This window comes from uncultured Thiodictyon sp., assembly GCF_903828115.1.
GTDB lineage: Bacteria > Pseudomonadota > Gammaproteobacteria > Chromatiales > Chromatiaceae > Thiodictyon.
Map to the genome: position 1 here is coordinate 1 of NZ_CAIKKU010000070.1, position 25,910 is coordinate 25,910.

The following is a 25,910-nucleotide window of genomic DNA, read 5'->3' on the forward strand; positions in this document are numbered from 1 at the left end:
GCGAAAACGAATGCACTTTGACCGCAATAGTGGGGCAGGGTCCAGTCGGCCAGGATGGCGTCGGGCAACCGTTGGTCGAGTGCCGCACGCAGTGCCTGCGCGTCCTCCACACGCCGCACCGCGATGACGAGACCCGCCTCCGCCAGGGCGTCGGCGATCAGTTCGGCATCGACCGCCGAGTCCTCGACCAGGATCAGGTCGATGGGGGGGGCGACACCTGGTCCCGATCGGTCATTTGGTATCGCCCGGCGCCTTGTTGAGCAGCATCCAGTAGAGCCCCAATTCGACCATCGCCGCCATGAAGGCCTCGGATTCGACCGGCTTGACCAGATAGCTGTTGGCGCCGAGGTCGTAGGCACGCACCACGTCGACCTCCTCGTGGGACGAGGTCAGCACCACCACCGGCAGGCGCCGCGTGCGCTCGTCGGCACGCAGGGCGCGCAGCACATCCAGTCCGTCGACCCGCGGTAACCGCAGATCGAGCAGGACGAGCCGCAGACGCCGGGCGGCCGCGGCCGATTCGTCGCCGCGGCCGAGCAGCAACTCGAGCGCCTCGGCACCGTCCTTGACCCACTGCACCTGGTTGACCTGACGGCCCAGCCGCAGCGCATCCATCGTCATTTCGGCATCGGCCGGGTTGTCTTCCACCAGCAGGATCTGCAATTCCTGTTCTTTCGTATTCATCATGTTCGTGCCTCCGAAGCTTGGTCGCCCGCCTGCGCCAGGGGCAAGGCGAAGTGCATGGTGGCGCCCGCGTCCGGTTTGCCCTCGCCCCAGATGCGCCCGTGGTGGCGTTGCAGGATGCGCGCGACGATGGCCAGACCGCAGCCGACGCCCTCGAATTCGTCCTCACGGTGCAGGCGCTGGAAGACGCCGAACAGCTTGCCGGCATACTGCATGTCGAAACCGGCCCCATCGTCCTTGACCCAGTATAGGCATTCGCCGCCTTGCGTGCGGCCGCCGACCTCGATGTGCGCGCTCGGACGCCGGCGCGAGAACTTCACCGCGTTGCCGAGCAGGTTCACCCACACCTGCCGCATCAGGGCCGCGTCCCCCCGGGCGCACGGCAGCGGTGCGCAGGCGAACTCGATCGAGCGCGTTGGCTCGGCCGCGCGCAACTCGTCGACCACGCCAGTGACCATGGCGTCCATGTCCAGCGGCTGCAGGACGAGCTCGCGGCGGCCCATCCGCGAGAAGGCCAGCAGGTTGTCGATCAGGTGCCCCATGCGCTGGGCGTTGTCCCGCACCACCTGGACCAGGCGCCGGCCTTCCTCGTCGAGCCGCTCACCATAGTTGGTGACCACCTTGCGCGAGAAGCCGTCGATCGCGCGCAGGGGCGCGCGCAGGTCGTGCGAGACCGAGTAGGCAAAGTCCTCCAACTCGTTGTTGGCGGACTCGAGTTCGGCGTTCTTTTGTTTCAGCACCAGATCCAGGGCGATGCGCTCGGTGATGTCGCGCGCGGCGGCGAACACGCCCTGAAGCCGGCGCTCCCGATCGAAGAAGGTCGTCGCATTGTAGGAGACCGTGGTCTCCTTGCCGTCCCGGGAACGCGCGGTGAGCTCGTAGTTGGTGATCTTCTTTTCGCTCAGTACCTGTTTGATGCTCGCCTCGGCCCGCTCCTGGTCGGTGAAGTAATTCTTGAACGGGGAGCCGATCAGCTCGTCACGCGTGCAGCCGGTGAGCACCTCCATCTGCCGGTTGCAGTCGGAGATGATGCCGCGCGGATCGGTCGCCATCAAGGCGTCGATGTTGGATTCGAAGAGCGAACGCGTGTAGAACTGCTGGTCACGCAGACGCTGATCCAGCACCTTTTGCTCTTCCTCGACCTGCTTGCGCGCGGTGTTGTCGGTACCAATCAGCAGGTAGCCGATGATGGCGTCCTGCGCGTCGCGCAACGCCGTGACCGACACGACCGCCGGGAAGCGGGTGCCGTCCTTACGGATGTAGGTCAGTTCGTAAATGTCCTCGATACCGCGCGAGGCCTTGAAGACCAAGGCCTCGAAGCCTGGTGTAATCGGGGTTTCCAGCTCGGCGCTCAGTGCCTTGGCGCGCGCGACCACCTCCTGTGGATCGGAAATGTCGGCCGGGGTGATCTTGTTCACCACATCGGCGGCGGCGTAGCCCAGCATCCGCTCGGCGCCGACGTTGAAGATCTGGATGACGCCCTGCGCGTCGGTGGCGATACTCGAGAAATTGGCGCTGTTGAAGATCGCGTCCTGCAAGGCCCCGGTCTTGATCAGTGCCTCCTGGCGCTGGACCTCGGCGCGGCCGGTTGCCGCCTCGGCGGTCGATGTGAGAATGGCTGGGTCGTGGATTTCTTTGGTCATGGCCGATGTCCCGTGATCTACAAACTGGCGAGGCAGCGCGTCCGCAACGGCATTCGCATGCGGACAGACTGGAAAAGTAGTCGTGGTCGTCGCAATCCGGGGCCCAAGACTTCAGCCTTGGACGGGGGGAAGCCTTGGACTCCAGGCGTTCCTTTACTCGTCTCCCCGCGACTGGACGGCGTCCAGCCCGAAGCCACGCGGCCTGCCCCTAAACCGTCCGTTCAACCACTCCCCAGGGCAGCATCCGCGCAATGGCCCCGTCACGCTTGTAATACTGGTGCCAGAAAGCGGCGGCCACATGCAGGCCGATCACCACATAGAAAAAGACCTCCATCGGCTCGCCGTGGAAGATGTGCATGGCGTCGTTGAGCCAGGGGAGTTCGCCGGTCACCGACGGGATCTGGATGCCGAAGAAGTCGCTCATCCGCGGCTTGGAGGCGGCGCGCAGGTAGCCGAAGATCGGGACCAGGAGCGTCGCGAGATTGAGCAGCCCGTGGGTCAGCTTGGCGGTGATCAGGGTCCACTGGGCACCGGGCAGCGGTACCGGCTGGGGACTCAGGCGGGTCCAGACGATGCGGGCGATGACGATCAGGAACAGCAGGATGCCGAGCGACATGTGCAGGTTCAGCCACTCCAGGCGCTCCGGGGTGTCCTTGAGGGCGCCCGCACGCAGCTTGTCGGTGACCACGAGGCCGATCATCAGGGCCACCACCGACCAGTGGAAGAGTTGGGACAGCAGGCCGTAGCGTTGCAGGGAGGGTTTCTCGTTCATGGGTTCAGGGTCTCCGCGGGTTGATAAGTCCCCCTATGATCGCACAGGAATCGGTATGAAGGATGGAATCTGCAGGGGGAATATATTAGCATATCCTTAAAGACTCATTGAGCGCGACCTGTCCCACTGCCTCGGGCGCCACCCCTGCCGGCGCTGGGCACCGGGCGCCGGATGATGGGGATCGGCTCAGCTTGACCCGCCCCGCGCCAGCGGGGGACCGACAGACCCGCCAGAGGTATCACGATGTCTTCCCGTCCGGCCCCGGGCGCCCTGCCCGCCCACCAGCCCAAGCCGCCCGGTCTGCCGCCCTGGCTGCTGATCCTGTTCCCCTTTCTGCGCTGGTGGAAGCGGGTCGACCGGCACACCCTCAAGCTGGACCTGATCGCCGGTCTCACCGGCGCCGTGGTGGTGTTGCCCCAGGGCGTGGCCTTCGCGACCATCGCCGGGATGCCGCCGGAATACGGGCTCTACGCCGGCATGGTCCCGGCCGTCATCGCCGCCCTCTGGGGCTCTTCCTGGCACCTGGTCTCGGGTCCGACCACGGCGGCGTCCATCGTGCTCTTCTCCACGCTCAGCGTCTTCGCCGAGCCCGGCACCGCCGACTATGTGCGCCTGGCCCTCACCCTGACCTTCATGGTCGGCATCCTGGAGCTGGCCATGGGGCTCGCGCGCCTCGGGACCCTGGTCAACTTCATCTCGCACTCGGTGGTGGTCGGCTTCACCGCCGGGGCGGCCTTCCTGATCGCCGGCAATCAGGTCAAGAACTTCTTCGGACTGGACATCGCCCGCGGCCTGGGCCTGCACGAGGTCATCGGGACCCTGCTGCTGAACGTCGAGCATGTGAATCCATTCGTGACCGGGGTCGCGGTGGCGACCCTGGCCCTGGGCCTGGCGGTGCGGCAGTTCTTCCCCAGGTTCCCTTACATGATCGCGGCCATGGTCGGCGGCAGCCTGATCGCCTACGCCCTGAACCAGGTGCTGGGCGTGCAGACCACCGGCATCAGCACCGTGGGCGCCCTGCCGGCCGGGCTGCCGCCCCTGTCCATGCCCGACTTCTCGCTGGAGACCATCCGCCAGCTCGCCCCGGCGGCCCTGGCGGTGAGCCTCTTTGCCCTGACCGAGGCGGTCTCCATCGCCCGCTCCCTGGGATCGCGCGCCCACCAGCACATCGACGGCAATCAGGAATTCATCGGCCAAGGGCTGTCCAACATCGGCGGCGCCTTCTTTTCCGGCTACGTGGCCACCGGCTCCTTCAACCGCAGCGGGCTCAACTTCCAAGCCGGGGCCAAGACGCCGCTGGCGGCGGTCCTGGCCGGGCTCTTCCTGGTCGGAGTGGTGGTGCTGGTCGCCCCCATGGCCGCCTATCTGCCCAATGCCGCCATGGCGGCCATCCTGTTCCTGGTCGCCTGGGGACTGATCGATCTGCACGCCGTGCGCAATATCCTGCGCACCAGCCGCTCGGAGACGACGGTGCTGGCCGTGACCTTCTTCAGCACCCTGTTCCTCCAGTTGGAGTTCGCTATCCTGGCCGGGGTGCTCCTGTCGCTCGGGCTCTATCTCAACCGCACCTCGCGCCCCAAGCTGATCTCCCGGGTCCCGGACCCACGCACCCCGGGGCGCGATTTCGTGACCGACCCGGCCCTGCCGGAGTGTCCGCAGATCAAGATCGCACGACTCGACGGCTCACTCTTCTTCGGCGCCGTCAACTATGTCGCCGAGACCCTGCACCGTCTGGAGGAGGCGCGCCCCGCGCAACGCCACCTGATCGTCTCCGCCACCGGCATCAACTTCATCGACGTGGCCGGGGCCGAGTTTCTGGTGGAGCAGGCGACGCGCCGCCGCGCCGAGGGCGGCGGGCTCTATCTGATCCGGCTCAAGCCCGGGGTCTGCGAGCCGCTCAACCGGGGCGGTTATATCGACGCGATCGGACGGGAAAATCTGTTCAAGGGCAAGACCGAGGCCATCGCCACGGTGGTCGCGCGCCTCGACCCGGAAACCTGCCGGACCTGTACCGCGCGCATCTTCCGTGAGTGCGCCGGACGGCCCGGGGCAGCCACTGAGACTGCCGCCGGGACCGAGCGCCTGGCGGCGGACTGAGGCTAGGCAGGGCGGCGACGGGTGACGCCCAGGCCCGTCAGGCCCGAGGCCATGAGGGCCAGGACCCCGGGAACCGGGACGTCGGTGCTCTGGATGCAGGAGACACCGGCATCCCAGTTGGCAACCGTGCTGGTGGAGGTAACCGTGAAGGTGTCGACGCTCTTGAACACCTCGGCAGTGCGGTACCGAACAGAGGCGGCGGGATGGGTGGGCTAAGCTTCAGTAGGGCGCCCCTGCCAGTCCCCGTGAGACACCGTCACGGCGGCGCTGGGGCCAGTCTCACCGCCGACGGCATCGAATCGTGCCGACCAGGCGCACCACACCTCGTCCAGCAGTCCTTCATCGGACCCCCTGCAACCTTCGGAGCTTCCCGTTATGTTCTCTACAACAATCCTGATCTGGATGGCGATCGGCGCCTTTGCCGGACTGGTCACCCGCAAGCTGATCGGCGGGAAACCGCCCTTCGGCACCATCGGGGATGTGCTCCTCGGCATGGCCGGGGGCGCGCTGGGTGGTATCCTGATCGCCATGCTCGGAGATCTGGCCAGCTTTGTGTGGCTGGTCGGCAGTGTCGTAACCGCGCTGCTCGGGGCCGTTCTGGTAATCTGGCTCGCCAGCTTCCTCAAGCACAAACCTGCTTGAGCACCGCGATGGGGTATTGAAGTCCCGCCTTTACTCCCACGGCGGCCGGAGTTCACACTCCGACCGCGCGTTTTGCGACGGCGCCCACCGCGGCGGGCGCCGGCCGCTTAGGCCTTGTAGTGGGATTGGAAGGCCTGCACCGAGTCCTTGAACGCCGCCCAGGCCTTCTCCGATTCGGCCTTCACCTGCTCCCAGGCGCTTTCGCCGGCCTCCCGCATCTCGACCAGCTTCTGCTCGCCCTCTTCGCGCTTGACGCGCAGCGCAGCGAGTTGCTCGGCGTATTTCACCTTGGCATCCTCCCTGACGTCATTCGCCTTCGCCTCGAGTGCGTCGATCTCCGCGCTCCATGAATCGAGTTGGGATTTCATCTTCGCAATATAGTCGTCTTTGGTCGACATGCTGGTATCTCCGGTGGTTGATCGGTCATCCGGCCGGTGGCCGGGCTGGGGTTGCAGCGCCAGGTTCCCAGGCGGGGAACCCGGCGACCGCGGGCAAGGCGTCCTGCCTCTCATTGAATACGATGTCAGGAGCAGTCTAGCAGAAGGCATAAGTGAGGTCGGTTCGCTACCGCACTGATGCCTAATAGCGCTGAGGAATGGATCGGCGGCCCGGGGCCGTCGGCGATGCGACAGGCGCCTTGACACTTGACGACCGGACCCAAGGTCGTGCCGGGCATCTCACTGGAAGAAGGGAGGCCGCCGGATGTCAGGCCCAGGCCCCCGGTGATGATCAGGGCGACGGCGACGATTTTCGGTGCGTTCAGTGTCGTTCTCCGCAAGACCCGAGGTTGTTTCGGCGGTCGCTATCTCATCCCATCAAGCGCTCTTGGGGATTACCAGCAACAACAGGCCCGCGGCAATGGCGGCCGCGCCGGCCCACACCGGGATATTGATGGTCTGCTGGTCTCTGACCGTCAGCTCCAGTGGCCCGATCTGGGCCTGCTGGGTCTCCTTGGTATAGCTGAAACGGCCGTACGCCAGCCCCAAGGCGCCAGCGACGATCAGCGCGACGGCTACCAATTTCATTGCGTTCATTGCGTTCTCTCTCACAGGTGTAGCGATCCGCTACCACGTCGCGAGTGCCGCGCGGTACCGGGGTTGAGCCTTTCAGCGTGAGCCTTGCTGCGGCGCCGGACCGTTGGCCCGCTCGATCGCCGCCCCGGCCTCCGCTTCGGCCTGGTCGCGGGCCTGGCGGTTGGGTTCGGTACGATTGGCGTGATACTTGGCATCCGCGGCGGTGGCCTCGTCCACCTTCAACTGTTTGTACTGTTCGGCGCTGCCGCCCGGCTGCTGATCCGCCGGGGTCTGCGCGCAGAGCGCGCCGGACAGGGCGATGGCGAGCGCCGCGGCCCCGGTAATGATCGAGTATTGCATGGACATTTTTCGGTATCTCCAGGGTGTGGAAGGCAATAGCAGGCAGGCACCGCTCAGGGGACGGCTGCAATCGCTTGGCGTCGCGAAAGGGGGTACCGCCATCGTCTTGAGAATAGGCGAAAGGACCAGCCCCGTCGGTGCGGTAACAGACAGTGCGCGCGGCGCCTTGGCAGTAGCCTACAAAGCAGGGGCGAATTTGCGCCGGTAGGGTGGGCGAGGTGGAGCCGCGGCTGGTGGACTGCGCTGCGCTTGTCCACCCTACGACGCTCGTCCACCCAACGACGCCGGGCCATCGCTGTGGTATGGCCTTCGATGTGACCTTTTCTCACTGCCAAGGCCCCGAGCAGCAATGGATCAAAGCACCGACCGGAAAACGGATCAACAGGGGTCTGACCGCGGACTCGTGCGGCAGCTGTGGATCATCTCCAAGGCGTTCTTTTTCGGCTCGGGGATCCGCTACAAGGCGCTTGTCTTCGTGGTCATTCTGCTCGCTTTAGCCCTGTCGGTCGGCGGCGTGCAGGTGCTCATGAGCTATGTGGCGCGGTATTTCATGACCGCCATCGCCGATAAGGATGTGCCGGCCTACCGGCAATGGCTTTGGTGGTACCTCGGCACCTTCGTGCTGGCCATCCCGCTGGGGGTCTATTACAGGTGGACGGAGGAGCGCCTGGCCCTGCTGTGGCGGGAATGGATGGCACAACACCTGATCCGACGCTATTTCAACAATCGTGCCTACTACCGCCTGCGTGGGTCATCGAGCATCGATAACCCGGACCAGCGCATCAGTGAGGATGTGCGCAACTTTACCGGTACCTCGTTGTCCTTCCTGCTCATCACTCTCAATGCCACGGTGACCTTGATCGCCTTCGTCGGCGTGCTGTGGTCGATCTCGGCCACCCTGGTGGGTGTGCTGCTGTGTTATGCCATTGCGGGCACCGGCTTCAGCATCCTGATCGGCCGGCGCCTGATCGGGCTGAATTATTTGCAGTATCAGAAGGAGGCCGATTTCCGCTATGGCCTGGTGCGGGTGCGCGATAACGCCGAATCCATCGCCTTCTATCGCGGAGAGCGGCGCGAGCGACGGGACCTGGTGGGGCGCCTGGGGGCGGCGGTCTTGAATATGCTGAGCATTATCGGCTGGAATCGCAACCTGGCGTTCTTCGTCACCGGCTACAACTATGCCGCCATCATCCTGCCGGTGGTGATCGTGGCGCCCCTGTTCATGGCCGGGAAGGTCGAGTTCGGCGTCGTCACCCAGTCGGCCGGGGCCTTCGCCCAGGTGCTGGCGGCCGTCTCGCTGATCATTACCCAGTTTGAACGCTTGAGCGCCTACCTGGCAGGCGTCCGGCGGCTTGGCATGTTGTGGGACGAACTGGATGAGTTCGACGCCGATGAGGGGCACGCGGCGCCGGCCGGCGGCCCGGCGCCCGCGGACGACGGCCGCATGGTGAAGCTGGACAATCTCACGGTGCGCACCCCGGATGACGCAAAGACCCTGGTGATCGGACTCTCCCTGGAACTGCGCCGCCGTCAGAGCCTGCTGATCATGGGCGCCAGCGGCACGGGTAAGAGCTCGGTACTGCGCACCATCGCCGGGCTCTGGCCAATCGGCTCCGGTGTGATCGAACGCCCGCCGCTGCGCGACATGATGTTCCTCCCCCAGCGCCCCTATATGATCGACGGCAATCTGCGCGATCAGTTGCTTTATCCCTATCCCGCCAGCGACCTCAGCGACGAACAGATCATCGCGGTGGTAGGCAAGGTCAATCTGGCGGACGTGCTGGAGCGCGTCGACAGTGATCTGGGGCGCGTGCTGGACTGGACCAACGTACTCTCGATCGGGGAGCAGCAGCGCGTGGCCTTCGCGCGACTCTTCCTGCACGGCCCCGCCTTTGCCTTCCTTGACGAGGCCACCAGTGCACTCGATGAAGACAATCAGGAGCGGTTCTATTTAATGCTGAAGGACTCCGGTATCGGCTTCATCAGCGTCGGCCACCGCACCACCTTGATCCAATATCATGATCGCGTCCTGCGGCTGGAGCGGTCGGGGACCTGGGCAATCACCTAGCAGAAGAAGACGCCAAGGGCGATGGTCGCAATTGCGATCGTAGGGTGGACGAGCGGGAGCGAAGTCCACCGAACCCCGCGCCGCTGTTGATGGACTGCGTTGCGCTTGTCCACCCTACGGCGCTGTGTTCGACCTGGCCGCAGTTACGTCAAGGCCCCTGCCATGTACGCCAACGCACCGAACGGCAAGACGATCGGGGCTAGACTCCGGCGTAATGGAGCAGGTGCGAACCGACCCGTAACCACTCCATCGAGAGCCCCGTCGGCAGGGGTCCTGGCCCTGAGCCAATACCCAGTGACCGGGTCGGCCGCCTCCTGCCAACCCACCGGTCTGGCGCGCGCGGCGCAGGCCCCATCCTTGATCCACCGTTCCACTGCGGAGAAACACCATGTCACTCGGTACCATTCTGGTCGTCGTTCTGATTCTGATCCTGCTGGGGGTCCTGCCGACCTGGCCCCATAGCCAATCCTGGGGCTACTACCCCAGCGGCGGGGTCGGGCTAGTCGTGTTGATCCTGCTGATCCTGGTCTTGCTAGGCAAGCTCTAGGCGCAACCCTAGACCCCGCCGCCGGTCCGGCCCCGGCGCCGGGAGGCGCGCCGATCGCGCAGGCCGATCAGGGTCCAGACCGGGCCGGAGATGGCGTAGCCCAGGAAGCCCAGGAACAGGACGATCGGCGGCTGGATCAGGATCAGGGCGACCCCCAGCATCACCGCCACGGCCAACATGAAGGGCACCCGCCCGTGCAGATCGAGCTGCTTGAAGCTGTAATACCGAAAGTTGGTGACCATGAGCAGCCCGGCCCCCGCGGTCAGGGCCGCGGCGATCCAGGAGACGTAGGTCGGGTCGATCCCCTGCTCCGCCCCGATCCAGACCCCGCCCGCCACCAGGGCCGCCGCCGACGGGCTGGGGAGCCCCTGGAAAAAGCGCTTGTCGGCCGTGCCCACCTGGGTGTTGAAGCGCGCCAGGCGCAGGGCCGCCGCCGCGCAGTAGACGAAGGCGACCAGCCAGCCCAGCTTGCCGAGCCCGCCCAGGGCCCAGTGATAGGCCACCAGCGCCGGGGCCACGCCGAAGGCGACCATGTCCGAGAGGCTGTCATACTCGGCCCCGAAGGCGGTCTGGGTGTGGGTCATGCGGGCCACGCGCCCGTCGAACCCGTCCAGCAGCATGGCCGCGAAGATGGCGATCGAGGACGCCTCGAAGCGCCCTTGCGTGGCCGCCAGGATGGCGTAGAACCCGGCGAAGAGGGCCGCGGTCGTGAACAGATTTGGCAGCAGATAGATGCCGCGGGGACGTTTGCGGGGGACTGGGGGTTGTTCCATGGGGGGTCCGCGGGAGGTCAGAGGTTGGCCCGGGAGTATAAGCCGGGAGCCGGCCCGGCGCCCCCTGGAAAGCCGCTCGCCCACGAAGAAAGCCGCCGCGGCGCCCCCCCGGAGTCCAAGGCCTCAGCCTTGGCGGCGCCGACCCGGCGTCCGCGGGAGTCCAAGGCTTTAGCCTTGGCGGGGCCCATCCAAGGCTGAAGCCTTGGACTCCGGCATCAGAAGTCGTCCGTCACGGCCAGTTCGCGGAAATCCGGATAGTCGCGGAACTGAGTCCGCAGCCGCTCGGCCCCGAACTCGTCCAAGAGACTTTGGAAGCTGGAGTGCGGCCAATCCCGCACCCGGGTCACACACCCATGCTTCACCGGGTTCCACAGCAGGTAATTGAGGTGCCGGTAGAAGTCCCGCTCATCCCGCGGACAATAGTCCCAATAATTCCACCACACCGGCAGATCGCAGCCCGTCCGCCCGTGGATCGCAAACCCGGTGCGCCCATGGACCGCCCGCACGACCCGCGGCAGGTCGCGCCCGCGCCTGCTCTTTGTCAAAAAACACTGGCCGGACCTCGGGCTCCTGGTATTGGGCCTGAACTCGGCCTGGGAGATCGACCACCACCATCGCGACCGCGCCGGTATCCACCCGCCGGCCCTGACCGGCGCCCTGGACCTGATCCGCGCCCGTCCGGACTGGGATGCGTGCCTCAAGCTCGCCGTCTGGCACCACCCTCTGGCAGGCCCGGACGCCAGCCGCATCACCGATCACGGCTTCCTGGAACGCCTGGCCCAGGCCGGCTTCCGGCTCGCCCTGCACGGCCACATTCATAAGGCCGAGACGGATCAGTACCTCTATGACCGCAACCCCGGCGGACGCCGGCTCGACATTATCGCCGCCGGCACCTTCGGTGCCCCCAGCCGCGACTGGGTCCCGGGCTATCCGCTGCAATACAACCTGCTGCGTCTGGCTGGCGACCGGCTCACCGTCGAGACCCGCCGCCGCGAGGAGCCCAACGGCGCCTGGAAGCCCGATGCCCGTTGGCTGCAGGGACCGGGCGAGGACCCGCTGCCGCGTTACCGGATCGACCTGTGAGCCAGTCGGCGAAAGGAGGCAGGCAGCGCGTTCCGCCTGACCTCGCGAGTAGCTCAAGCCCCGCAGGGGCGATACATACCAGCCCAGGGCACCGCCCTGGGTCCGCGGTGCAATCGAGTGCAGCCCTGAAAGGGCGTGACATAAGGCATCGGCCGCGAGACCAGGCATTGATGTCACGCCCTTTCAGGGCTGCCGGCTTCAATTGCATTATCCCAGGGCGTTGCCCTGGGCTGGTATGTGTGACCCCGTTGGGGTCTTCCCGAAAAACCATACGGCACGGGGGAACTCGGAGATGACCACGCACGGCAACGGCGATCCGGGGAAGACCCAGCGCGACCGCGCCATGGAACTGCTGACGCATCACCCCGACTTTGCCACGCAGACCGGGCGGCTGCGCCTGCTCACCGCGGCCTTCGGCGGGGTAGCGGGGGCCGAGCCCATCCTGACCCACCGCCCCGACCTGGACGGCGGTCCCCAGGGCGCGGCGGCCGGGCTGGTCGACTTCCTGGCCGCCTTTGGGCAACTCGGCGACCGGCACCCACTCGCCCTCCTCCTCGAGCAGGTGCGCGCCACCGCCGGTGACGACCAGCAGGGGCCGCTCGCCGCCCTGATCCGCGACCTCGACGCCGGCTGCGACCAGCCGCCGGACGCCGCCTGCCCCTACCGCTCCCTGGACGCCTTCCGCGAGGAGGACGCCCCGCTCTTCTTCGGCCGCGGCGGCTTCACCGACTGGACGACGTCGGGGAAGAACCCGGCCACCTGCCGCTCCTGGAATTCTGCCTGACACTCCTGTACGCACGCCGCCGGGACGCCCGCATGCTCCATGCCGCCTATGAGGCGCTCGGGCGGGTCCACGGCGCCATCGTCCAGCGCGCGGACGCGGTCATCGACGCACTCCCCGCCCGCGATCAGGGGCAGGCGCGCGACCTCTTCCTGCACCTGGTCCAACTCGGCGAGGGCACCGCCGACACCCGCCGCCAGGCCGCCCTCGGCGACCTCGGGGCGGCGGCGCGCCCCCTGATCACCCGCCTGACCGGTGCCAGGCTGCTGGTGACCGGGCGCGACGTCGGCAGCGGCACCCAGACCGTCGAGGTCGCCCACGAGGCCCTGATCCGCACCTGGCCGCGCCTGCGTGGCTGGCTGGACCAGGACCGGGATGATCTCCGCCTGCGCCGCGAGATCGAGCGGATCGCGCACGCCTGGGAGACCCATGGACGAATCCCCGCCTACCGCTGGCCCGACGCACGGGTGATGGAGGCCGCCCCGGCAGTCCGCCGCCTCGCCCCCCGCTTCCCCCTGGCCGAACGGGAGCAGGCCTTCCTCGGACCGCTGTTGGTTATCTGGGCGCTACTGCTCACCGCGTCGGAAGCATCAGCTTTCTGAACCGTGGTGCTACTGCTGCGTGAAGCCATTCCGAGAAGCAGGCACGCTGTCGCACAAAGAACAAAATGTGATGTATTCATGACGAGTCCTTGCTTGAGAACGCGGGTCTTGGAAGCGCTGCGTCGCACACTGCGCCGCACCAAGGAGAGAGGCTCAGCCCGGCTGAAAATCCAAGGTACAAAGCGCCTTGGCCGCGTGCAGTTGCCCGGCCGCCAGCAGCTTCGTCAAGCGGCTGGTGCGCAGCATATAGATGTCGGTCAACTCCTTGAAGGCCTCCGGCAGATGGTGTTTCTCCAGACGCGAGACCTGACCATCAAAGGCCGCGGCGACGCTGAGGAGATCCAGCAGAAAGTACCGTTCCGCGGCGGATACCCGATGGAGCAGGGCCAGAAAACTGTCCCAGTTGTCGTATCCATGACCTTCCCTGATATTGAAGGCCGTGCAGAGTCTGATGATCAGGACCAGGAGGTTGGGATGATAATGTTGGGACAGCACCATCATGGTTGCGACCGCCCTGACCGCACCCTCCTGCGCGGCCGGGCTCAACCGTGCCAGCCGGTCGTCGGTCAGGATCTCGGTGACGATATGCTCGGTCAGCTTGAGCCCGCACAGCCGCAGCCGCGCATCGCGCGCGACCCTCAGGAGGGTGACGGCGTCCCACAGGCCGGTGATCGGAATGGCCACCCAATTGAACGCGGTGCGCGACCCGCCCTTGCCGACCATGCGCAGCAGCAGGAACTTGACCACCAGGCTGCTCAGTATGACCTTGAGTTTGTAGAGGGCGGCGACCAGGAAGAGCCGCGATTTCGACAGGTGTTTGAGCGGGTCGATCCCGAGATAATGAATCACCGGGTCCGGCACCTCCAGCGCGGCCCGGGCCAGGATATTGGGCACTGAATCACTGACGGGCAGAAAATAATCCTCGACCGCCTGATGCTGGCCGGTCAGGCACGCCAGACTATAGACCGTCTTGAGGCCCAGCCAATACAGCGCGGCCAATTCGATGATCAACATGGCGGTCAGCACACCGCCGTACAGCAGCCAATAGGGCACTGCCGCCATGGTCTCTTTATAGGTCGCGTCGACCCAGATGGTGGCAAAGGTGGTCAAAGCGCCGACGGCAAAGGCGATGATCACGGCAAAGGTTGTGATATTTCCGGCCAGGGCCTGCAGCGTCGCATCGTCGGGTAGTTCGTCGATGGTGACGTTGCGCAGCGCGGCGGTGCCGGCGGTGCGGCCCAGATAGCGATAATACTTCACGCCAAGCTGTTCGAGCACCCCGGGTCCCTGGCCGCGGGCGGCCAGCGACTTTCTGATTTGTCGGATCGATAGTTTCATTGGTGTTATCGACTCTCGATGGCGCCCCCGTCCGGCCGACCGGGACCCGGTGGAAGCGGCTTCAGCCGCGACGCGACCTCGCACGCGGACTTGGCCTCGTCTTCTGGCTCCCACGCTCCTGCGTGGGAGCCAGTGCGGGCGCTCCGCGTCCAGTGCCAAGACCGGACGCGGAGCGCGGGAACGAGAAGAGGCTCAACTTAACGGCAGTGACGCGGCGCGTGGGAACTGGGGCGACCCTACCGCAGATAGACGCCATCCTCGCCCACCTTGCCGGGACCATCCAGGACATAGATGCCGACGGAGTTGGCGCACACGCTGAAGCTCAGGTGCCCGCCGCTGACCTGGACCTCGCGGCCGGTCACGGCGTCGCGGTAGGTGCCGTCGCGCACGCCGCCGACGCTGATCTGCTGGTCGGAGCCGATGGCCAAGCCGACGACGGCATAGTCACCCTGGTCAGAGAGGTCACGCACGAAGCTCATGCCGCTGCCCCACTCCGCGACCTGGGTCATGGGGGCCTGCTGCAGGGCGGGCACGGCGCGGCGGATCTGGTTCAGGCGCCGGATGTGCTGATAGAGCGGATGGGCCTGGGTGGCGCCGATGGCCGCGTCGGTCAGGTGGTCACCGTAATAGGCGCGCCCGGTCTGGTCCAGGGTGTCCCTTTCGCCCTCCACGTCCTGGGGGGCGCCCTTCATGAATTCGATCTCCTCCCCATAATAGAGGCAGGGAATGCCGCGCGCGGTCCAGATCAGGTTATAGGCCGCCGCCGCCATCCATTGGTCGCCCTTGAAGCGGTATTTGAAGTCGTTGTCCGGCCCCACGTCGTGGTTCTGCAGAAAGGTCACGAGGCGCGTCGCATCGCCATAGATCCAATCCATGGAGAGGATCTGGGCGGTGCCGCCATAGGTGCCCTTGCTCACCGTGTCGCGGAAGGTGGAGAAGAGCCCGAAGTCGAGTACGGAGAAGCCGGAGTCACCACCGGAATTCGGATCGCGCGGGTCATGACCCAGGCGCGTATACCACCAGGGCCGGATCTGGCTCGGTCCGTTGTCGCCACCGCCCAGGTCGCCCCAGCCGTAGCCCTTGACCAGGTTCTCGCCGAAGACGAAGAGCCCCGGCTTGTGCGCCTTCCAGGCGTTGACGTATTCGAGCAGGTTGTCGCGCTCCACATGCTTGACGGTATCGATGCGCAGGGCGTCCACGCCCATATCGAGATAGCGATTGATGGCGCCGATGAGATAGTCCTTCACATTCTGCCGGTCGGTGGCCAGATCGATGCAGTCGCCGGCCAGGTGTTTGTGCTGGAGCGGCCAGGCGCTCTCCCAGTCGCCGCCGCAGATGAAGCCCTCCTGGTGGTACCAGTTGGGGTCCAGGTGGTTGGCATCGACCCCGAAGAAGCGCCCCGGGTTGTAGCCGGGTTTGGGAACTGTTTCCCCGCTCTTGGGGTCAACCAGGGGCTCGAGGCCGTCTGGATCGCGGGCGTGGCGCTCCCGCCACCAGTCCGGTGCCAGGGGGTTGTCGATGTCATCGCGGTTGGGCCAGGCGTAATTGCCCAGGCTGCCCTGGTAGGGGCCGTGATCGACCGCGCCCGGCGCCGAACCCTGGGGGCAATAGTATTTGATCGGCAGGTGGTCGATGTGGACCTGGCCGCGGATGCCGTACTGGCAGGAGTGGTTGACCACCACGTCCTGGATGATCTTGAGGCCGCGGGCGTGGGCGGCCTCGATCAGGTCCAGATAGGTCGCGCCGGGGGACTCCAGGCGCGGGTCGATGCGCGTCCAGTCATAGGGGTGATAGCCGTGGTAGTCGAGCCCGGAGCGGTTCTCCACCGGCGGGGTGATCCAGATGGCCGTGAAGCCCAGCTCCCGGATGTAGTCCAGACGCTCCATCAGGCCCTTGAAGTCGCCGCGCCAGTGCGGGTCGATCGCCTGGCCGTTGCCGTCGAAGCGGATACGGTCGCGGCAGAAGAAGTTGTTGCTCGGGTCGCCGTCATAGAAGCGGGTGGTGATGAGGAAATAGATGGTTTCGGCGCGGAAGTCGGTGCGCTGCGCGATCGGTGCCAACTGTTCGGGGACCTGCGGGCGCGGGTGCGCCGGTGGGCGCGGTCCGGGCGCCGCCAGGCTGCCCGCGGGCCTGTGGTCGTGCCAGTGCCCGGCGGCGTCCAGCCAGCCGCCGCGCTCGCGCGTCAGGTCCGGGGTCTGGCGACCCGCGGCGTCGGTGAACAGCAGCCGCACCGAGCGGGTCGCTGCAAAGCGGTGCAGCCACCACCCCGGGTGCTCCGGGTCCGGAGTCATAGGGACGCCGGGCCAGGCGCTCCCCGCCCCATCCGGTGACTGGTCCCAGAAGTGCACGCGCAACGGCTCGGCCCAACCCGCGGGGCGCTCGCAGGCAACGACGAGATCGGCGGCTGGGGTTGGTTTCTGTTTCGGCATGGGGGGTCCTGGGTGTGGTGAAGGGGGTCGCGACCGGGCGGGCGGTGGGCGGCGCCCGGTTCCCGGCTGCCACCGCGGTGCGCGCGGGAGCGCCGTCAGAGACAGCCCCAGGTGTGACGGCAGCGCCGCGGGAGCGGGAATCGCATACTCGACATGATGCGGCGCACCTGCATACGACTGCAACCGCCGTCCGGCGCAATTCGTTTGACCGGGGCGCGGCTCAGGTTGATCCTCTGCAACCAGCGACACCTGGTACGGTCGCTGTGGCCGGCGGCGCTCAGGTCCGCGCCCCTGAATCGCCAAGAGTCCCGCCTTTCAACCGGAGTCTGCCATGCGCAAGTCACTGATCCACGCCTCGCTCATCCTTGCTCTCAGCCTGTTCACCGGGCTCGCCGCGGCCAGCCCGATCGGCGATCTGGTCGGTCAACTGTCCAAGTCAGACTACCGAGGCTATGTCCAGTACTTGGAGGGCTTGGGGACCCGCTACGTCGGCACCCAGGGCAACGTCGATGCCACCAACTATGTCGCCAACACCCTGGGCGGCTTCGGCCTGACGGTGCGCCGGGATGCCTTCGACTACGGGGGCGATCAGTACAGCAACGTGGAGGCGACCCTGCGGGGTCTCACCACCCCCGACAAGGTCCTCATCATCGGGGCCCACTTCGACTCCACCTCCACTCCGCCGACCGCCCCCGCTCCAGGCGCGGACGACAACGCCAGCGGCACCGCCGCCATGCTGGAGATCGCGAGCGTCTTCAGTCAGTACCGCTTCGATTACAGCATCCGTTTCCTCGGCTTCAACGTGGAGGAGGAGGGACTGGTCGGCAGCATCGCCTATGCCGCCGAGGCCAAGGGCAACGGCGACACCATCGTCGGGATGCTGAACCTGGACATGATCGCCTACAACGCTGGCACGAATCTCATGGATGTCATGGGCGATCAATGGCTGGTGGACCAATTCATCGCCGATGCGACGAGCTACGTGCCCAGCCTCCTCACGCGCTACTCCTATAAAAACAACGACGAAAGCGACCAGTTCCCCTTCAACTCAGTCAACTATAAGGGCTCGACCTCGTTGCTCGCAATGGAAGACGCAACCAACACGAATCCCAACTACCACCAGACCACGGACACCACGAACCAGTTGGACTTCGATTTCGCCTTGAAGGTCACCCAGGCCAGCGCCGCAACCCTGGCGGACCTGGCCGGCTACGTCGGCGTACCGGAGCCGCCGGTGGCGCTCCTGCTGCTGGCCGGGTTGGCGTTGGCGGCGCACCGACGGCGGGGGTCAGGATCAACCGGGGCCTTGGTTCGATTGGAGGCAGCTATACGCTACTGATCGACGATCACCGGCGCGATGACCCCCGGCGGCCATCGCAAACCGCAACCCTGCACCGGCACGCCCGAGAGTCCCACCGACCATACTGGAGTCAACCATGCGCAAATCACTGATTCGCTTTCCTCTCGCCCTCGGCCTTGTCTTGTTCAGCGGATGGCTCGCGGCCAGCCCGATGACCAACCTACTGGGGCAACTCTCCCAGTTCGACTACCAGGACTATGTCGGGACCCTGCAGGATTTCGGCACCCGTTATTTCAACACCCAGGGAAATGTCAATGCGACCAACTATCTCGCCGGCACCCTGGGCAACTTCGGCATGACGGTGCGTCAGGAGGCCTTCAACTACGGGGGGTACACGCGCAACAATGTCGAAGCAACCCTGCCGGGCCTGGTTACCCCCAACCAGATCTTCATCATCGGCGCCCACTTCGACTCCACCTCCAATGCCGCCGCGACCGATGCCCCGGGCGCGGACGACAACGCCAGCGGCACGGCCGCCATGCTGGAGATCGCAAGCGTCCTGAGTCAGTACCAGTTCGCATCCACCATCCGTTTCATCGGCTTCAACGCCGAGGAGCAGGGGCTGATCGGCAGCCAGGCCTATGCCGCCGCCGCCAAGGTTAGGGGGGATGCGATTGTCGGGATGCTGAACCTGGACATGATCGCCTTCTCCAGCGGCAACACCCCGGGCACCCTGGAGTTGATTGGAGACCAGTCGCTGCTGAGCCAATTCATTGACGCAACAACGGCCTATGTTACCGGGCTGCCGATCATCGCCTACCCGGAAGACAAATGGGGCAGCGATCACTACCCCTTCCTCAAGAGTCAGTATCAGGGCTCGTCCGCACTTCTGGCGATTGAAGACTACCCCTGGCGGCAGCCCGGCTGGAATCCTACCTATCACACCACCGCAGACAGCACGAACACGCCGAACTACCTGGACTACGGCTTCGGCTTCAAGGTCACCCAGGCGAGCGCCGCCACCCTGGCAGACCTCGCCGGTCTGATCCCGGAGCCGCCGGTCATGCTCTTGCTGCTCTCCGGCTTGCTGCTGGCGGCGCGGGGTCGGCGGGGCGGGGTCACCAGGCGTCTGAATGAACAGACAGCGGACGACGCGCGACGGGCACAGTCCGGAAGATGGGTAAGTAACGAGTCAGGAACAAGTTAAACACAACAAAGTCGTTGTCGTTGTCGTTGTCGTTGTCGTTGTCGTCATCGTAATCGGAGAAGCGATGCAACGTGGGGTGCGAGAGAATCCGGGGCGCTACGATAACCTCGACAACGACAACGACAACGACGCGGCAAGCGTTCCCTAATGGACTTGTTTAACCTATTAGTGAACCGTTCCTAAAGGGCTTTCCAGGTCAAAATGGCCGTCAGCCCGCAACCCCCGCCTCCGCGAAAGTCGCCATCGTGTTGTGCAGCTCGCAGGCGAGGCGCACCAGGGGCAGGGCCACGGCCGCGCCGCTGCCCTCCCCCAACCGCATCCCCAGGTCGAGCAGTGGCTCCGCATCCAGGGCAGCAAGCAGGACGCGATGCCCCGGTTCCGCCGAGCCGTGGGAGAACAGCAGCCAGTCGCGCAGTCCGGGATTGATCCGGCAGGCACACAGGGCGGCGGCAGTGGCGATAAAGCCATCGACGAGGACCACGATGCGCCCTTGACCGCACGCGAGGTAACACCCCGCCAGGGCCGCGATCTCGAAGCCGCCGAGGCGCTCCAGGAGGACCAGTGGATCGGTCTGTCCTCGCGCGTGCAGGGCCAATGCCCTGGCGACCACCTGCGCCTTGTGCCGAACGCCGGCCCCGTCGAGTCCGGTCCCGGGACCCACCAGGTCCGTGGCCGGCAGCCCGAGCAGGGCACAGGCGAGCGCCGCCGCGGCGGTGGTATTGCCGATCCCCATCTCCCCGCCGATCAGCAGGCGCACGCCCTGCCCGGCGGCGCGGGCGGCGGCGGCCCGACCGATCCCGAGTGCCCCGGCGACTTGCCCCCGGGTCATGGCCGGCCCCTGGGCCAGATTGGCGGTGCCGGGGCCGACGCCCTCACAGCGCACCCCGGGTACGTCGCGCAGATCCCCCAGGGTGCCGCAGTCGATCACCTCCAGCCCCGCGCCCAGGGTCCGGGCCAGGACCGAGATGGCCGCCCCGCCGCCGGCGATATTGCGCACCATCGCCACCGTGACCGACTGGGGATAGGCCGAGACGGCCTCCGCCGCCACCCCGTGATCGCCCGCAAAGAGGCAGATCTGCACCGGGTCCACCCGCGGACTTGGGGTGTCCTGGAGGGCCGCCAGGCGGATCGCCAGGGATTCCAGCCGGCCCAGCGCGCCGCGCGGCTTGGTGAGTTGGTCCTGGCGCAGCCGCGCCGCCGCGGCGGCGGCGTTCGAGGGGGCGGGACAGGGGTTGGCAAGCCAGTCGAGCGAGTCGGTCATGGGCGAGTGGTCAGAGTCCGGGTTCGGGGTTCGGGGTTCGGAGTTCGGAGTTCGGAGTTCGGAGTTCGGAGTTCGGAGTTCGGAACGGTTCACCAATCACCTAAAAAGTCAATTAGGGAATGCCGTCGGCGCCGTTGTCGTTGTCGTAATCGAGGTTACGATACCCGCGAGGATTCTTTCGCACCTCGTCGTTTCGCCGTCCGGGCTTTGCAAGCATCGCAACGATTGTGTTGTGTTTAGCTTGTGCTTGGCTCGTTACTTAGTTGGGTAATGCGATCGGTACCGGCCCCTTCAGGACCAGCGGCAGGCCGGCGACCACCAGGATGACCTGGTCGCAGCGCTCGGCCAGCGCCTGGTGCAGGCCGCCGGCCAGGTCGCAGTAGCGCCGCGACAGTTCCCCCAGCGGGGTCACGCCCATATTGGTCTCATTGCCGACCAGGATCACCCGCCCCGGGCTGCGCTCCACGATCCCGAGCAGGGCCTCGAACTCCCGCTCGATCCGCCCTGGTGTCTCATCCACCAAGAGATTGGTGATCCACAGGGTCAGACACTCGACCAGGACGCAGCGCCCCGGGGCGGCCGCGGCCGCCAGCGCCTCGGCCAGGGCCAGGGGTTCCTCCACCAGATCCCACGCGGCGGGACGGCGACGCTGGTGTTCCGCGATCCGGCGCGCCATCTCCCCGTCCGCGCCCCGGGCGGTGGCGATATAGGTGACGGGAAGGGCCGCGGCCCGAGCCAGCCCCTCGGCGAACCGGCTCTTGCCGGAGCGCACCCCGCCCAGGACCAGGGTGCGTGACGCCGCGGCTGAATTCAAAGTTCGACGCCCTTCTGGGCCTTGACCCCGGCGTCGAAAGCGTGCTTGATGGGGCGCATCTCGGTCACGGTGTCGGCGATCTCGATCAGCGCCGCCGGGGCGCCGCGCCCGGTCACCACCACATGCTGGTGGGCAGGGCGAGCGTCGAGCGCCTCCAGCACCCGGTCCAGGGGCACCAGACCCAGCTTCAGCGCGATGTTGAGTTCATCCAGGACCACCAGTTGGAAGGCGGGATCGGCCAGCAACTCCGCCGCCTGACTCCAGGCGGCGAGGGCGGCGCGTCGATCCAGGTCCGGGTCCTGGGTCTCCCAGGTAAAACCATCTCCCATAACGTGGTATTCCAGTTCGGGGAAGCGCCGAAAAAAGGCCTCCTCACCGGTGGCGTGACTGCCTTTGATAAACTGGACCACGCCCACCTTCATGCCGTGGCCGAGTGCACGCGCCACCATCCCGAAGGCGGCGGAGCTCTTACCCTTGCCGTTGCCGGTGTTGACCACCAGCACCCCGCGCTCCAGCGTGGCCCCGGCCACCCGCGCGTCCACGATCTCCTTCTGGCGCTGCATGCGTCGGCGGTGACGTTCCCGGGCGGCGTCGTCGGTCATCGGACGCCGCCGGCCGACAGGCGCACGGCCGGGGGCAGGCAGGGGTCCAGCCGCCGGGGCAGCGTGGGGCGGATGCGGATGCGGATCGATGAATCGGTGTCAGCGGTCATAGCGGAGATTCGATGGCGGGATTCGGTGGTGATGCGGCGGCCCTGAGGGCGTGCCGCGGATTGTCCCATTGTAGGGGTTCGGCCGGGACGCAACCACTGGGCGCGCCGCGCGGGGTACGATCCAAACCGATCTGGTTCCTCAAATGCCGTAGGATGGGCGATCCCGCCGACCCACATCAGTTTCGATCGCGCGCCGGGTCCCGTAGACTAGCCGCCAACCTGATCCGCCGTCACCGGCGCCACGCCGCCCCCGCCGGGAGCGGCCGGCGGGGCGCAATGGCCCGCCCCGGTCGGCATCCATCCGGCCTCCCGGGCCGGGCACCATCACACCCATATACCGCCATCGTCCGCGACCCGCGGGTCGCCTGAGGAGTTCCCATGTCAGACCCCATGCCAGACCCCATGCCGGTCCCCTCGGCGACCAGCCGGATGCTCGCCCGCCTGCTTCCCTTCGGCCTGGTCCTGCTCTTTGGCGCCGGCGTCCTGCTGGTCTATGTCGTCAACCCACCACACCTGGCGCCACGCGCGCCGACCGCCGCCAAGTCCCTGGCAGCGGCGCCGAGCCCCGCCGCGGAACTTGCCGCCGCCCGGCAGCGCATTGCAGACCTGGAGGGGGTCGTCGCCGGTCTTCAGGCGAAACACCAGGTATATTCAGCACTTGGTGCACACTTTACCGGGCAGGGCATCCTCATCACGCTGGGTGAGCCCGAGCTGCAGTTCGGCGCCGGCAAATCCACCCTGCCGAGTCCGCTGCCCGCCGGCCTGACCGCGTTGGCGGCCCTCCTCGCGCAGGAACCCGGCCTATTGGTCCAGATCGAGGGCTACACGGACAATCGCGGTACGGCCGCGGCTAACCTGAACCTCTCCGCCCAACGCGCCAAGGCAGTCAAGGCCGCCTTGGTCAAACTCGGCAGTGCCCCGGAGCGCATCCAGTCCCGCGGGATGGGCGTAGCACGCCCGGTCGCCGACAACGGCACCGCGGAAGGACGCGGGCGCAACCGGCGTATCGAGGTCTATCTTACCGAGCCGTAGGGGGGATGCCTGCAGGGCGATCCGCCATCCGCGAGGCGCTGGCCACGCTGGGGGCGGAGTCCAATCACGACCTGTTGATCCATTTCCTCAACGCCGTCTTGGGCGTGGACCTGCCGCGGCCGATCGTCGCCGTGGAAACCGTGAGAATTCGTTAATAGTGAGAAGCAGATTTCAAGCATTTCGTGTAATCAGTAAGGAAAGTGTCTCTTAACATCCGATATTCGTCGATGCTGTTGAATCTACGCCCCTGCTTTTCTTGATTGAGAAAATAGACTGTTATTATTACATGGCCAGGATCATGAAACAAGACGTGCGTACCTACCGTTCCTCCGACATCAATGGCATCACCGTCCGCACCGTAATGCTCGAAGCCATTTAGGATACCCTTATCCATAAAGGTATACTTGGTAGAAAACTTACCCGGCTGCTTATCAGTCGCCAAGTCTTTGAGCGAACCAATAACGAGCGCTTTATCGTGGGCGTAACTTTGCGGGTCTGATTGTTCGATTTTCACGTTGGCATAGTAATACGAGACGTCTCTGTACCCGAACATTACTCGATAACCATCAATAACCGATACTCTCTCCTTTGCCTTCTTAGTTGCAATCTCTCGGTAATCTGGGCCAGAGCCTGATCTACGAGTAATTACCTTAGCTCTCAAATTGCCTACTGTCGTGCATGTTGTGTAAGGAAGCAACGGATCGTTATTATTCTTCGACTGGATTGGAGAGCAAAATGCAGGCCAAGCCACTATCGCCATCACCGCAGTTACAATTACTCTGTGAGACAATGATAACATTAGTATTCTCCAGTTTATCATGTGTTCGCATGTGCCATCGGGTTGCGACGCCGAATGAGTGTAGCCCATTTTCTGGATGGTGGACATGGCGCTACCCAAGGTCTGGCCCCAGGTGTGCAACATCGCCGTCATGCCCAACTGTCCGTCCAGGCGCGTGGGGTCCTCACCGAAGGCGGACAAGGTCGCCCAAACCGTCTCGAAGAACAGCGTGCGTTCCGCCCTACCCGGGCTCCGCCCAACGCGCCAAGGCGGTCAAGGCCGCCTTGGTCAAACTCGGCAGCGCTCAGCGGGCCCTATCCGACTGGTCCCCCGCGGCCTGCGGTGGCGCTTGACAGCTTGCCTGCGGCCTGCAAATTTCGTAATCTCCAGTCCTAACGCTTTGATCGCAAGCCCTGCGGAGCCACGCGGAGCCGCGAGCCTCGCGACGGTTCCCCGGCGCAGCGTTACTGCGGCAACCGCGGGGCACGGCAACTGCGCCTGTCGCGCCATGCACGGTGATCGACCCGACGGCACCGCATTCACCTTTATAACGGCGCCGGGGATTTCGCGCTGGATTCCCCGCTTCTGGGAGCACGAAATGGGAGTGTGATGGACGGACTCGACAACAACCAAGAGCAGCCGATGTCGATCGAACAGGCGCGGCAGCAGACCGAGATGCGGCTGCGGGTCACCGAAGCACGGTGTCGTCTGCTGGCCAAGAACGCATTGGATGTCATCTGGACCATGTCGCTGGACGGCCGGACCACCTACGTCAGTCCGTCAGTGGAGCGACTGCGCGAGCGGACCGACGATGCACTCTACGCGGCCAAGGCCGGGGGCAGAAACCGCGTTTGTCTTTTCGCATGGGAGGCCGGATGACAGTCTCGGACGACGGTCATTGACGCGCCCGGGTCCGTAGGGTCCGCTGAGCGGACCAGCAACGGCGCGTTCAGGTGGCGCCAGAGGTCGGGTTACGCTTCGCTGACCCGACCTACGGTATGATTCGCAACCCCATGCGGCACATGCCCCGTAGCCACATGCAGCCGCGCCTCGTCGCAGTGGACCTCCTGGTCGTCGAAGAAGATGTCGGCATCGAAGGCGGCGAGGAAGCTGGCCTTGGAGAGTCCGCCTAAGAACAGGGCCTCGTCGATGCGGATATCCCAGGCGCGCAGGGTGCGCACCACGCGCTCGTGGGAGGGCACGCCGCGGGCGGTCACGAGCGCGGTGCGCAGCGGTGAGGCGTCCGTGGGGAACAGGGCCTGCAGTTGCGCGATAGCCACCAGGAGCCCCTTGAAGGGGCCGCCGGGGAGCGGCTCGTAGGCGGATGCGCTCTCGCTGGCGTTGAACACGGCCAGTCCTTCCTCCCGATAGAGTCGCTCCGCATCGTCGGAGAACAGCACGGCGTCGCCATCGAAGGCAATGCGCACCTGGCCGTCGTCCACCGCCCGGTCGGCGGACGCCGCGGGCAGCACGGTGGCGGCGGCACACCCGGCGCTCAGCGCCAGGCGCACGTCGTTGGGGTCGGCGGACAGGAAGAGGTGGGCACCGAAGGCGGCGACATAGCGGTAGGGGCTGGCGCCGCCGGTGAAGGCGGCACGGGTGATGTCCAGCCCGTGGCGGTGGGCGGAGGTCAACACCCGCAGCCCCGTGTCGGAGCTGTTGCGCGACAGCAGGATCACCTCCACCCGACCGCGCTCACCCAGGGTGGCATTGAGGTTCATCAGCTTGCGCACCAGCGGGAAGGCCACCCCGGGCTGCAAGGTGTCGTTCTCGTGGGCGACCTGGTAGGCGCGGTAGGCATCGACGCCGGCGGTCTCGAAGACGCGATGGGACTCGCTCAAGTCGAACAGGGCGCGCGAGGAGATGGCGACGATGAGACGCACCGCCGACGGGGCCGCGGGGGTCATGGGTGCCATTTTGCTATTCGCGTTCGTTCGCTTAGCACCGTTGTCGTTGTCGTTGTCGTTGTCGTAA

Annotated in this window: 28 protein-coding genes; 12 read left to right on the top strand and 16 right to left on the bottom strand. The window is 65.9% G+C overall.

Going from position 1 to position 25,910, the window contains the following annotated elements; all coding sequences use genetic code 11:
- Positions 1-231: 231 nt before the first annotated feature.
- The 3 genes from QZY48_RS02340 to QZY48_RS02350 form a co-directional block, all read right to left on the bottom strand.
- Entirely contained in the window at positions 232-684 is a 453-nt protein-coding gene (locus QZY48_RS02340) for a response regulator (RefSeq protein ID WP_295427180.1), read from the bottom strand.
- The gene (locus QZY48_RS02345; protein ID WP_295427183.1) at positions 684-2,327 is read right to left on the bottom strand and encodes a PAS domain S-box protein; all 1,644 of its coding nucleotides are present in this window, start codon (positions 2,325-2,327) and stop codon (positions 684-686) included. Before QZY48_RS02345 ends, QZY48_RS02340 begins: the two co-directional genes overlap by 1 nt.
- 208 nt (positions 2,328-2,535) lie before the next feature.
- Positions 2,536-3,099, bottom strand: coding sequence for a cytochrome b (locus QZY48_RS02350; RefSeq protein ID WP_295427185.1), 564 nt, complete (start codon positions 3,097-3,099; stop codon positions 2,536-2,538).
- A 243-nt stretch (positions 3,100-3,342) separates the two neighbouring features.
- Between QZY48_RS02350 and QZY48_RS02355 the strand changes: the two genes are divergently transcribed.
- Positions 3,343-5,196, top strand: a complete 1,854-nt coding sequence (locus QZY48_RS02355) for a SulP family inorganic anion transporter (protein ID WP_295427188.1) — start codon at positions 3,343-3,345, stop codon at positions 5,194-5,196.
- A 2-nt stretch (positions 5,197-5,198) separates the two neighbouring features.
- Here the strand turns inward: QZY48_RS02355 and QZY48_RS02360 are convergent, their stop codons facing one another.
- A complete protein-coding gene (locus QZY48_RS02360) occupies positions 5,199-5,366 on the bottom strand; it encodes a PEP-CTERM sorting domain-containing protein (RefSeq protein WP_295427191.1) in 168 nt (55 codons plus the stop codon).
- 205 nt (positions 5,367-5,571) lie between these two features.
- Here QZY48_RS02360 and QZY48_RS02365 point away from each other — a divergent pair, with 205 nt between their 5' ends.
- Positions 5,572-5,838 carry a hypothetical protein gene (locus QZY48_RS02365; RefSeq protein ID WP_295427194.1) on the top strand — a complete coding sequence of 89 codons (267 nt, stop codon included), beginning with the start codon at positions 5,572-5,574 and terminating at the stop codon, positions 5,836-5,838.
- A 107-nt stretch (positions 5,839-5,945) separates the two neighbouring features.
- Here QZY48_RS02365 and QZY48_RS02370 read toward each other — a convergent pair whose 3' ends face one another.
- The 3 genes from QZY48_RS02370 to QZY48_RS02380 form a co-directional block, all read right to left on the bottom strand.
- On the bottom strand, positions 5,946-6,236 hold the full coding sequence (locus tag QZY48_RS02370; RefSeq protein WP_295427197.1) for a hypothetical protein: 291 nt from the start codon (positions 6,234-6,236) through the stop codon (positions 5,946-5,948).
- A 417-nt stretch (positions 6,237-6,653) separates the two neighbouring features.
- Entirely contained in the window at positions 6,654-6,872 is a 219-nt protein-coding gene (locus QZY48_RS02375) for a hypothetical protein (protein ID WP_295427200.1), read from the bottom strand.
- A 72-nt stretch (positions 6,873-6,944) separates the two neighbouring features.
- The gene (locus QZY48_RS02380; RefSeq protein WP_295427203.1) at positions 6,945-7,217 is read right to left on the bottom strand and encodes a hypothetical protein; all 273 of its coding nucleotides are present in this window, start codon (positions 7,215-7,217) and stop codon (positions 6,945-6,947) included.
- A 343-nt stretch (positions 7,218-7,560) separates the two neighbouring features.
- On the opposite strand from QZY48_RS02380, the gene QZY48_RS02385 reads away from it, so the two are divergent.
- Positions 7,561-9,279: an ABC transporter ATP-binding protein/permease gene (locus tag QZY48_RS02385; protein WP_295427204.1), complete on the top strand. Its 1,719-nt coding sequence runs from the start codon at positions 7,561-7,563 to the stop codon at positions 9,277-9,279.
- A 388-nt stretch (positions 9,280-9,667) separates the two neighbouring features.
- A complete protein-coding gene (locus QZY48_RS02390) occupies positions 9,668-9,826 on the top strand; it encodes a DUF3309 family protein (protein ID WP_295427207.1) in 159 nt (52 codons plus the stop codon).
- Between the two features lie 8 nt (positions 9,827-9,834).
- Here the strand turns inward: QZY48_RS02390 and pssA are convergent, their stop codons facing one another.
- Both pssA and QZY48_RS02400 read right to left on the bottom strand, forming a co-directional pair.
- The gene (gene pssA, locus QZY48_RS02395; protein WP_295427210.1) at positions 9,835-10,599 is read right to left on the bottom strand and encodes a CDP-diacylglycerol--serine O-phosphatidyltransferase; all 765 of its coding nucleotides are present in this window, start codon (positions 10,597-10,599) and stop codon (positions 9,835-9,837) included.
- Positions 10,600-10,814: 215 nt separating this feature from the next.
- Positions 10,815-11,042 carry a hypothetical protein gene (locus tag QZY48_RS02400; protein WP_295427213.1) on the bottom strand — a complete coding sequence of 76 codons (228 nt, stop codon included), beginning with the start codon at positions 11,040-11,042 and terminating at the stop codon, positions 10,815-10,817.
- 40 nt (positions 11,043-11,082) lie between these two features.
- Here QZY48_RS02400 and QZY48_RS02405 point away from each other — a divergent pair, with 40 nt between their 5' ends.
- The 3 genes from QZY48_RS02405 to QZY48_RS02415 all read left to right on the top strand — a co-directional run bounded on the left by QZY48_RS02405 (position 11,083) and on the right by QZY48_RS02415 (position 13,065).
- Positions 11,083-11,682, top strand: coding sequence for a metallophosphoesterase (locus QZY48_RS02405; RefSeq protein ID WP_295427216.1), 600 nt, complete (start codon positions 11,083-11,085; stop codon positions 11,680-11,682).
- Positions 11,683-11,974: 292 nt separating this feature from the next.
- On the top strand, positions 11,975-12,466 hold the full coding sequence (locus QZY48_RS02410; protein ID WP_295427218.1) for a hypothetical protein: 492 nt from the start codon (positions 11,975-11,977) through the stop codon (positions 12,464-12,466).
- Between the two features lie 5 nt (positions 12,467-12,471).
- Entirely contained in the window at positions 12,472-13,065 is a 594-nt protein-coding gene (locus tag QZY48_RS02415; protein ID WP_366929628.1) for a hypothetical protein, read from the top strand.
- Between the two features lie 153 nt (positions 13,066-13,218).
- Here QZY48_RS02415 and QZY48_RS02420 read toward each other — a convergent pair whose 3' ends face one another.
- Together QZY48_RS02420 and QZY48_RS02425 are read right to left on the bottom strand one after the other, a co-directional pair.
- The gene (locus QZY48_RS02420) at positions 13,219-14,403 is read right to left on the bottom strand and encodes a hypothetical protein (RefSeq protein WP_295427224.1); all 1,185 of its coding nucleotides are present in this window, start codon (positions 14,401-14,403) and stop codon (positions 13,219-13,221) included.
- 236 nt (positions 14,404-14,639) lie between these two features.
- Positions 14,640-16,832 (bottom strand): alpha-amylase family glycosyl hydrolase, encoded by a 2,193-nt coding sequence (locus QZY48_RS02425; protein ID WP_295427226.1) that lies wholly within the window; start codon positions 16,830-16,832, stop codon positions 14,640-14,642.
- 331 nt (positions 16,833-17,163) lie between these two features.
- On the opposite strand from QZY48_RS02425, the gene QZY48_RS02430 reads away from it, so the two are divergent.
- A complete protein-coding gene (locus QZY48_RS02430) occupies positions 17,164-18,171 on the top strand; it encodes a M28 family peptidase (protein ID WP_295427229.1) in 1,008 nt (335 codons plus the stop codon).
- A 97-nt stretch (positions 18,172-18,268) separates the two neighbouring features.
- Entirely contained in the window at positions 18,269-19,339 is a 1,071-nt protein-coding gene (locus QZY48_RS02435) for a M20/M25/M40 family metallo-hydrolase (RefSeq protein ID WP_295427232.1), read from the top strand.
- A gap of 208 nt (positions 19,340-19,547) precedes the next feature.
- Here QZY48_RS02435 and cobT read toward each other — a convergent pair whose 3' ends face one another.
- The 3 genes from cobT to cobO all read right to left on the bottom strand — a co-directional run bounded on the left by cobT (position 19,548) and on the right by cobO (position 22,016).
- The gene (gene cobT / locus QZY48_RS02440) at positions 19,548-20,600 is read right to left on the bottom strand and encodes a nicotinate-nucleotide--dimethylbenzimidazole phosphoribosyltransferase (protein WP_295427235.1); all 1,053 of its coding nucleotides are present in this window, start codon (positions 20,598-20,600) and stop codon (positions 19,548-19,550) included.
- Between the two features lie 259 nt (positions 20,601-20,859).
- A complete protein-coding gene (gene cobU / locus QZY48_RS02445) occupies positions 20,860-21,414 on the bottom strand; it encodes a bifunctional adenosylcobinamide kinase/adenosylcobinamide-phosphate guanylyltransferase (RefSeq protein ID WP_295427238.1) in 555 nt (184 codons plus the stop codon).
- Positions 21,411-22,016 (bottom strand): cob(I)yrinic acid a,c-diamide adenosyltransferase, encoded by a 606-nt coding sequence (cobO, locus tag QZY48_RS02450; RefSeq protein ID WP_295427241.1) that lies wholly within the window; start codon positions 22,014-22,016, stop codon positions 21,411-21,413. The genes cobU and cobO overlap by 4 nt, the downstream gene beginning before the upstream one ends.
- Before the next feature lie 488 nt (positions 22,017-22,504).
- On the opposite strand from cobO, the gene QZY48_RS02455 reads away from it, so the two are divergent.
- On the top strand, positions 22,505-23,158 hold the full coding sequence (locus QZY48_RS02455; protein ID WP_295427245.1) for an OmpA family protein: 654 nt from the start codon (positions 22,505-22,507) through the stop codon (positions 23,156-23,158).
- A gap of 5 nt (positions 23,159-23,163) precedes the next feature.
- A complete protein-coding gene (locus QZY48_RS02460; RefSeq protein ID WP_295427256.1) occupies positions 23,164-23,313 on the top strand; it encodes a hypothetical protein in 150 nt (49 codons plus the stop codon).
- On the opposite strand, the gene QZY48_RS02465 is transcribed toward QZY48_RS02460, so the two are convergent.
- Positions 23,310-24,044, bottom strand: coding sequence for a hypothetical protein (locus QZY48_RS02465; RefSeq protein WP_295427247.1), 735 nt, complete (start codon positions 24,042-24,044; stop codon positions 23,310-23,312). The genes QZY48_RS02460 and QZY48_RS02465 overlap by 4 nt on opposite strands.
- 501 nt (positions 24,045-24,545) lie before the next feature.
- On the opposite strand from QZY48_RS02465, the gene QZY48_RS02470 reads away from it, so the two are divergent.
- Positions 24,546-24,815 (top strand): hypothetical protein, encoded by a 270-nt coding sequence (locus QZY48_RS02470; protein ID WP_295427250.1) that lies wholly within the window; start codon positions 24,546-24,548, stop codon positions 24,813-24,815.
- Positions 24,816-24,907: 92 nt separating this feature from the next.
- Here QZY48_RS02470 and QZY48_RS02475 read toward each other — a convergent pair whose 3' ends face one another.
- Positions 24,908-25,843, bottom strand: coding sequence for a 5'-nucleotidase (locus QZY48_RS02475; protein ID WP_295427254.1), 936 nt, complete (start codon positions 25,841-25,843; stop codon positions 24,908-24,910).
- Between the last annotated feature and the right edge of the window lie 67 nt (positions 25,844-25,910).

What these genes read in the sequence shown, in the direction of transcription:
- QZY48_RS02340 (WP_295427180.1), bottom strand. Translation starts at nt 684, where the DNA reads ATGAATACGAAAGAACAGGAATTGCAGATCCTGCTGGTGGAAGACAAC.
- QZY48_RS02345 (WP_295427183.1), bottom strand. Translation starts at nt 2,327, where the DNA reads ATGACCAAAGAAATCCACGACCCAGCCATTCTCACATCGACCGCCGAG.
- QZY48_RS02350 (WP_295427185.1), bottom strand. Translation starts at nt 3,099, where the DNA reads ATGAACGAGAAACCCTCCCTGCAACGCTACGGCCTGCTGTCCCAACTC.
- QZY48_RS02355 (WP_295427188.1), top strand. Translation starts at nt 3,343, where the DNA reads ATGTCTTCCCGTCCGGCCCCGGGCGCCCTGCCCGCCCACCAGCCCAAG.
- QZY48_RS02365 (WP_295427194.1), top strand. Translation starts at nt 5,572, where the DNA reads ATGTTCTCTACAACAATCCTGATCTGGATGGCGATCGGCGCCTTTGCC.
- QZY48_RS02370 (WP_295427197.1), bottom strand. Translation starts at nt 6,236, where the DNA reads ATGTCGACCAAAGACGACTATATTGCGAAGATGAAATCCCAACTCGAT.
- QZY48_RS02375 (WP_295427200.1), bottom strand. Translation starts at nt 6,872, where the DNA reads ATGAACGCAATGAAATTGGTAGCCGTCGCGCTGATCGTCGCTGGCGCC.
- QZY48_RS02380 (WP_295427203.1), bottom strand. Translation starts at nt 7,217, where the DNA reads ATGTCCATGCAATACTCGATCATTACCGGGGCCGCGGCGCTCGCCATC.
- QZY48_RS02385 (WP_295427204.1), top strand. Translation starts at nt 7,561, where the DNA reads ATGGATCAAAGCACCGACCGGAAAACGGATCAACAGGGGTCTGACCGC.
- QZY48_RS02390 (WP_295427207.1), top strand. Translation starts at nt 9,668, where the DNA reads ATGTCACTCGGTACCATTCTGGTCGTCGTTCTGATTCTGATCCTGCTG.
- pssA (WP_295427210.1), bottom strand. Translation starts at nt 10,599, where the DNA reads ATGGAACAACCCCCAGTCCCCCGCAAACGTCCCCGCGGCATCTATCTG.
- QZY48_RS02410 (WP_295427218.1), top strand. Translation starts at nt 11,975, where the DNA reads ATGACCACGCACGGCAACGGCGATCCGGGGAAGACCCAGCGCGACCGC.
- QZY48_RS02420 (WP_295427224.1), bottom strand. Translation starts at nt 14,403, where the DNA reads ATGAAACTATCGATCCGACAAATCAGAAAGTCGCTGGCCGCCCGCGGC.
- QZY48_RS02425 (WP_295427226.1), bottom strand. Translation starts at nt 16,832, where the DNA reads ATGCCGAAACAGAAACCAACCCCAGCCGCCGATCTCGTCGTTGCCTGC.
- QZY48_RS02430 (WP_295427229.1), top strand. Translation starts at nt 17,164, where the DNA reads ATGCGCAAGTCACTGATCCACGCCTCGCTCATCCTTGCTCTCAGCCTG.
- QZY48_RS02435 (WP_295427232.1), top strand. Translation starts at nt 18,269, where the DNA reads ATGCGCAAATCACTGATTCGCTTTCCTCTCGCCCTCGGCCTTGTCTTG.
- cobT (WP_295427235.1), bottom strand. Translation starts at nt 20,600, where the DNA reads ATGACCGACTCGCTCGACTGGCTTGCCAACCCCTGTCCCGCCCCCTCG.
- cobO (WP_295427241.1), bottom strand. Translation starts at nt 22,016, where the DNA reads ATGACCGACGACGCCGCCCGGGAACGTCACCGCCGACGCATGCAGCGC.
- QZY48_RS02455 (WP_295427245.1), top strand. Translation starts at nt 22,505, where the DNA reads ATGTCAGACCCCATGCCAGACCCCATGCCGGTCCCCTCGGCGACCAGC.
- QZY48_RS02460 (WP_295427256.1), top strand. Translation starts at nt 23,164, where the DNA reads ATGCCTGCAGGGCGATCCGCCATCCGCGAGGCGCTGGCCACGCTGGGG.
- QZY48_RS02465 (WP_295427247.1), bottom strand. Translation starts at nt 24,044, where the DNA reads ATGTCCACCATCCAGAAAATGGGCTACACTCATTCGGCGTCGCAACCC.
- QZY48_RS02470 (WP_295427250.1), top strand. Translation starts at nt 24,546, where the DNA reads ATGGACGGACTCGACAACAACCAAGAGCAGCCGATGTCGATCGAACAG.
- QZY48_RS02475 (WP_295427254.1), bottom strand. Translation starts at nt 25,843, where the DNA reads ATGACCCCCGCGGCCCCGTCGGCGGTGCGTCTCATCGTCGCCATCTCC.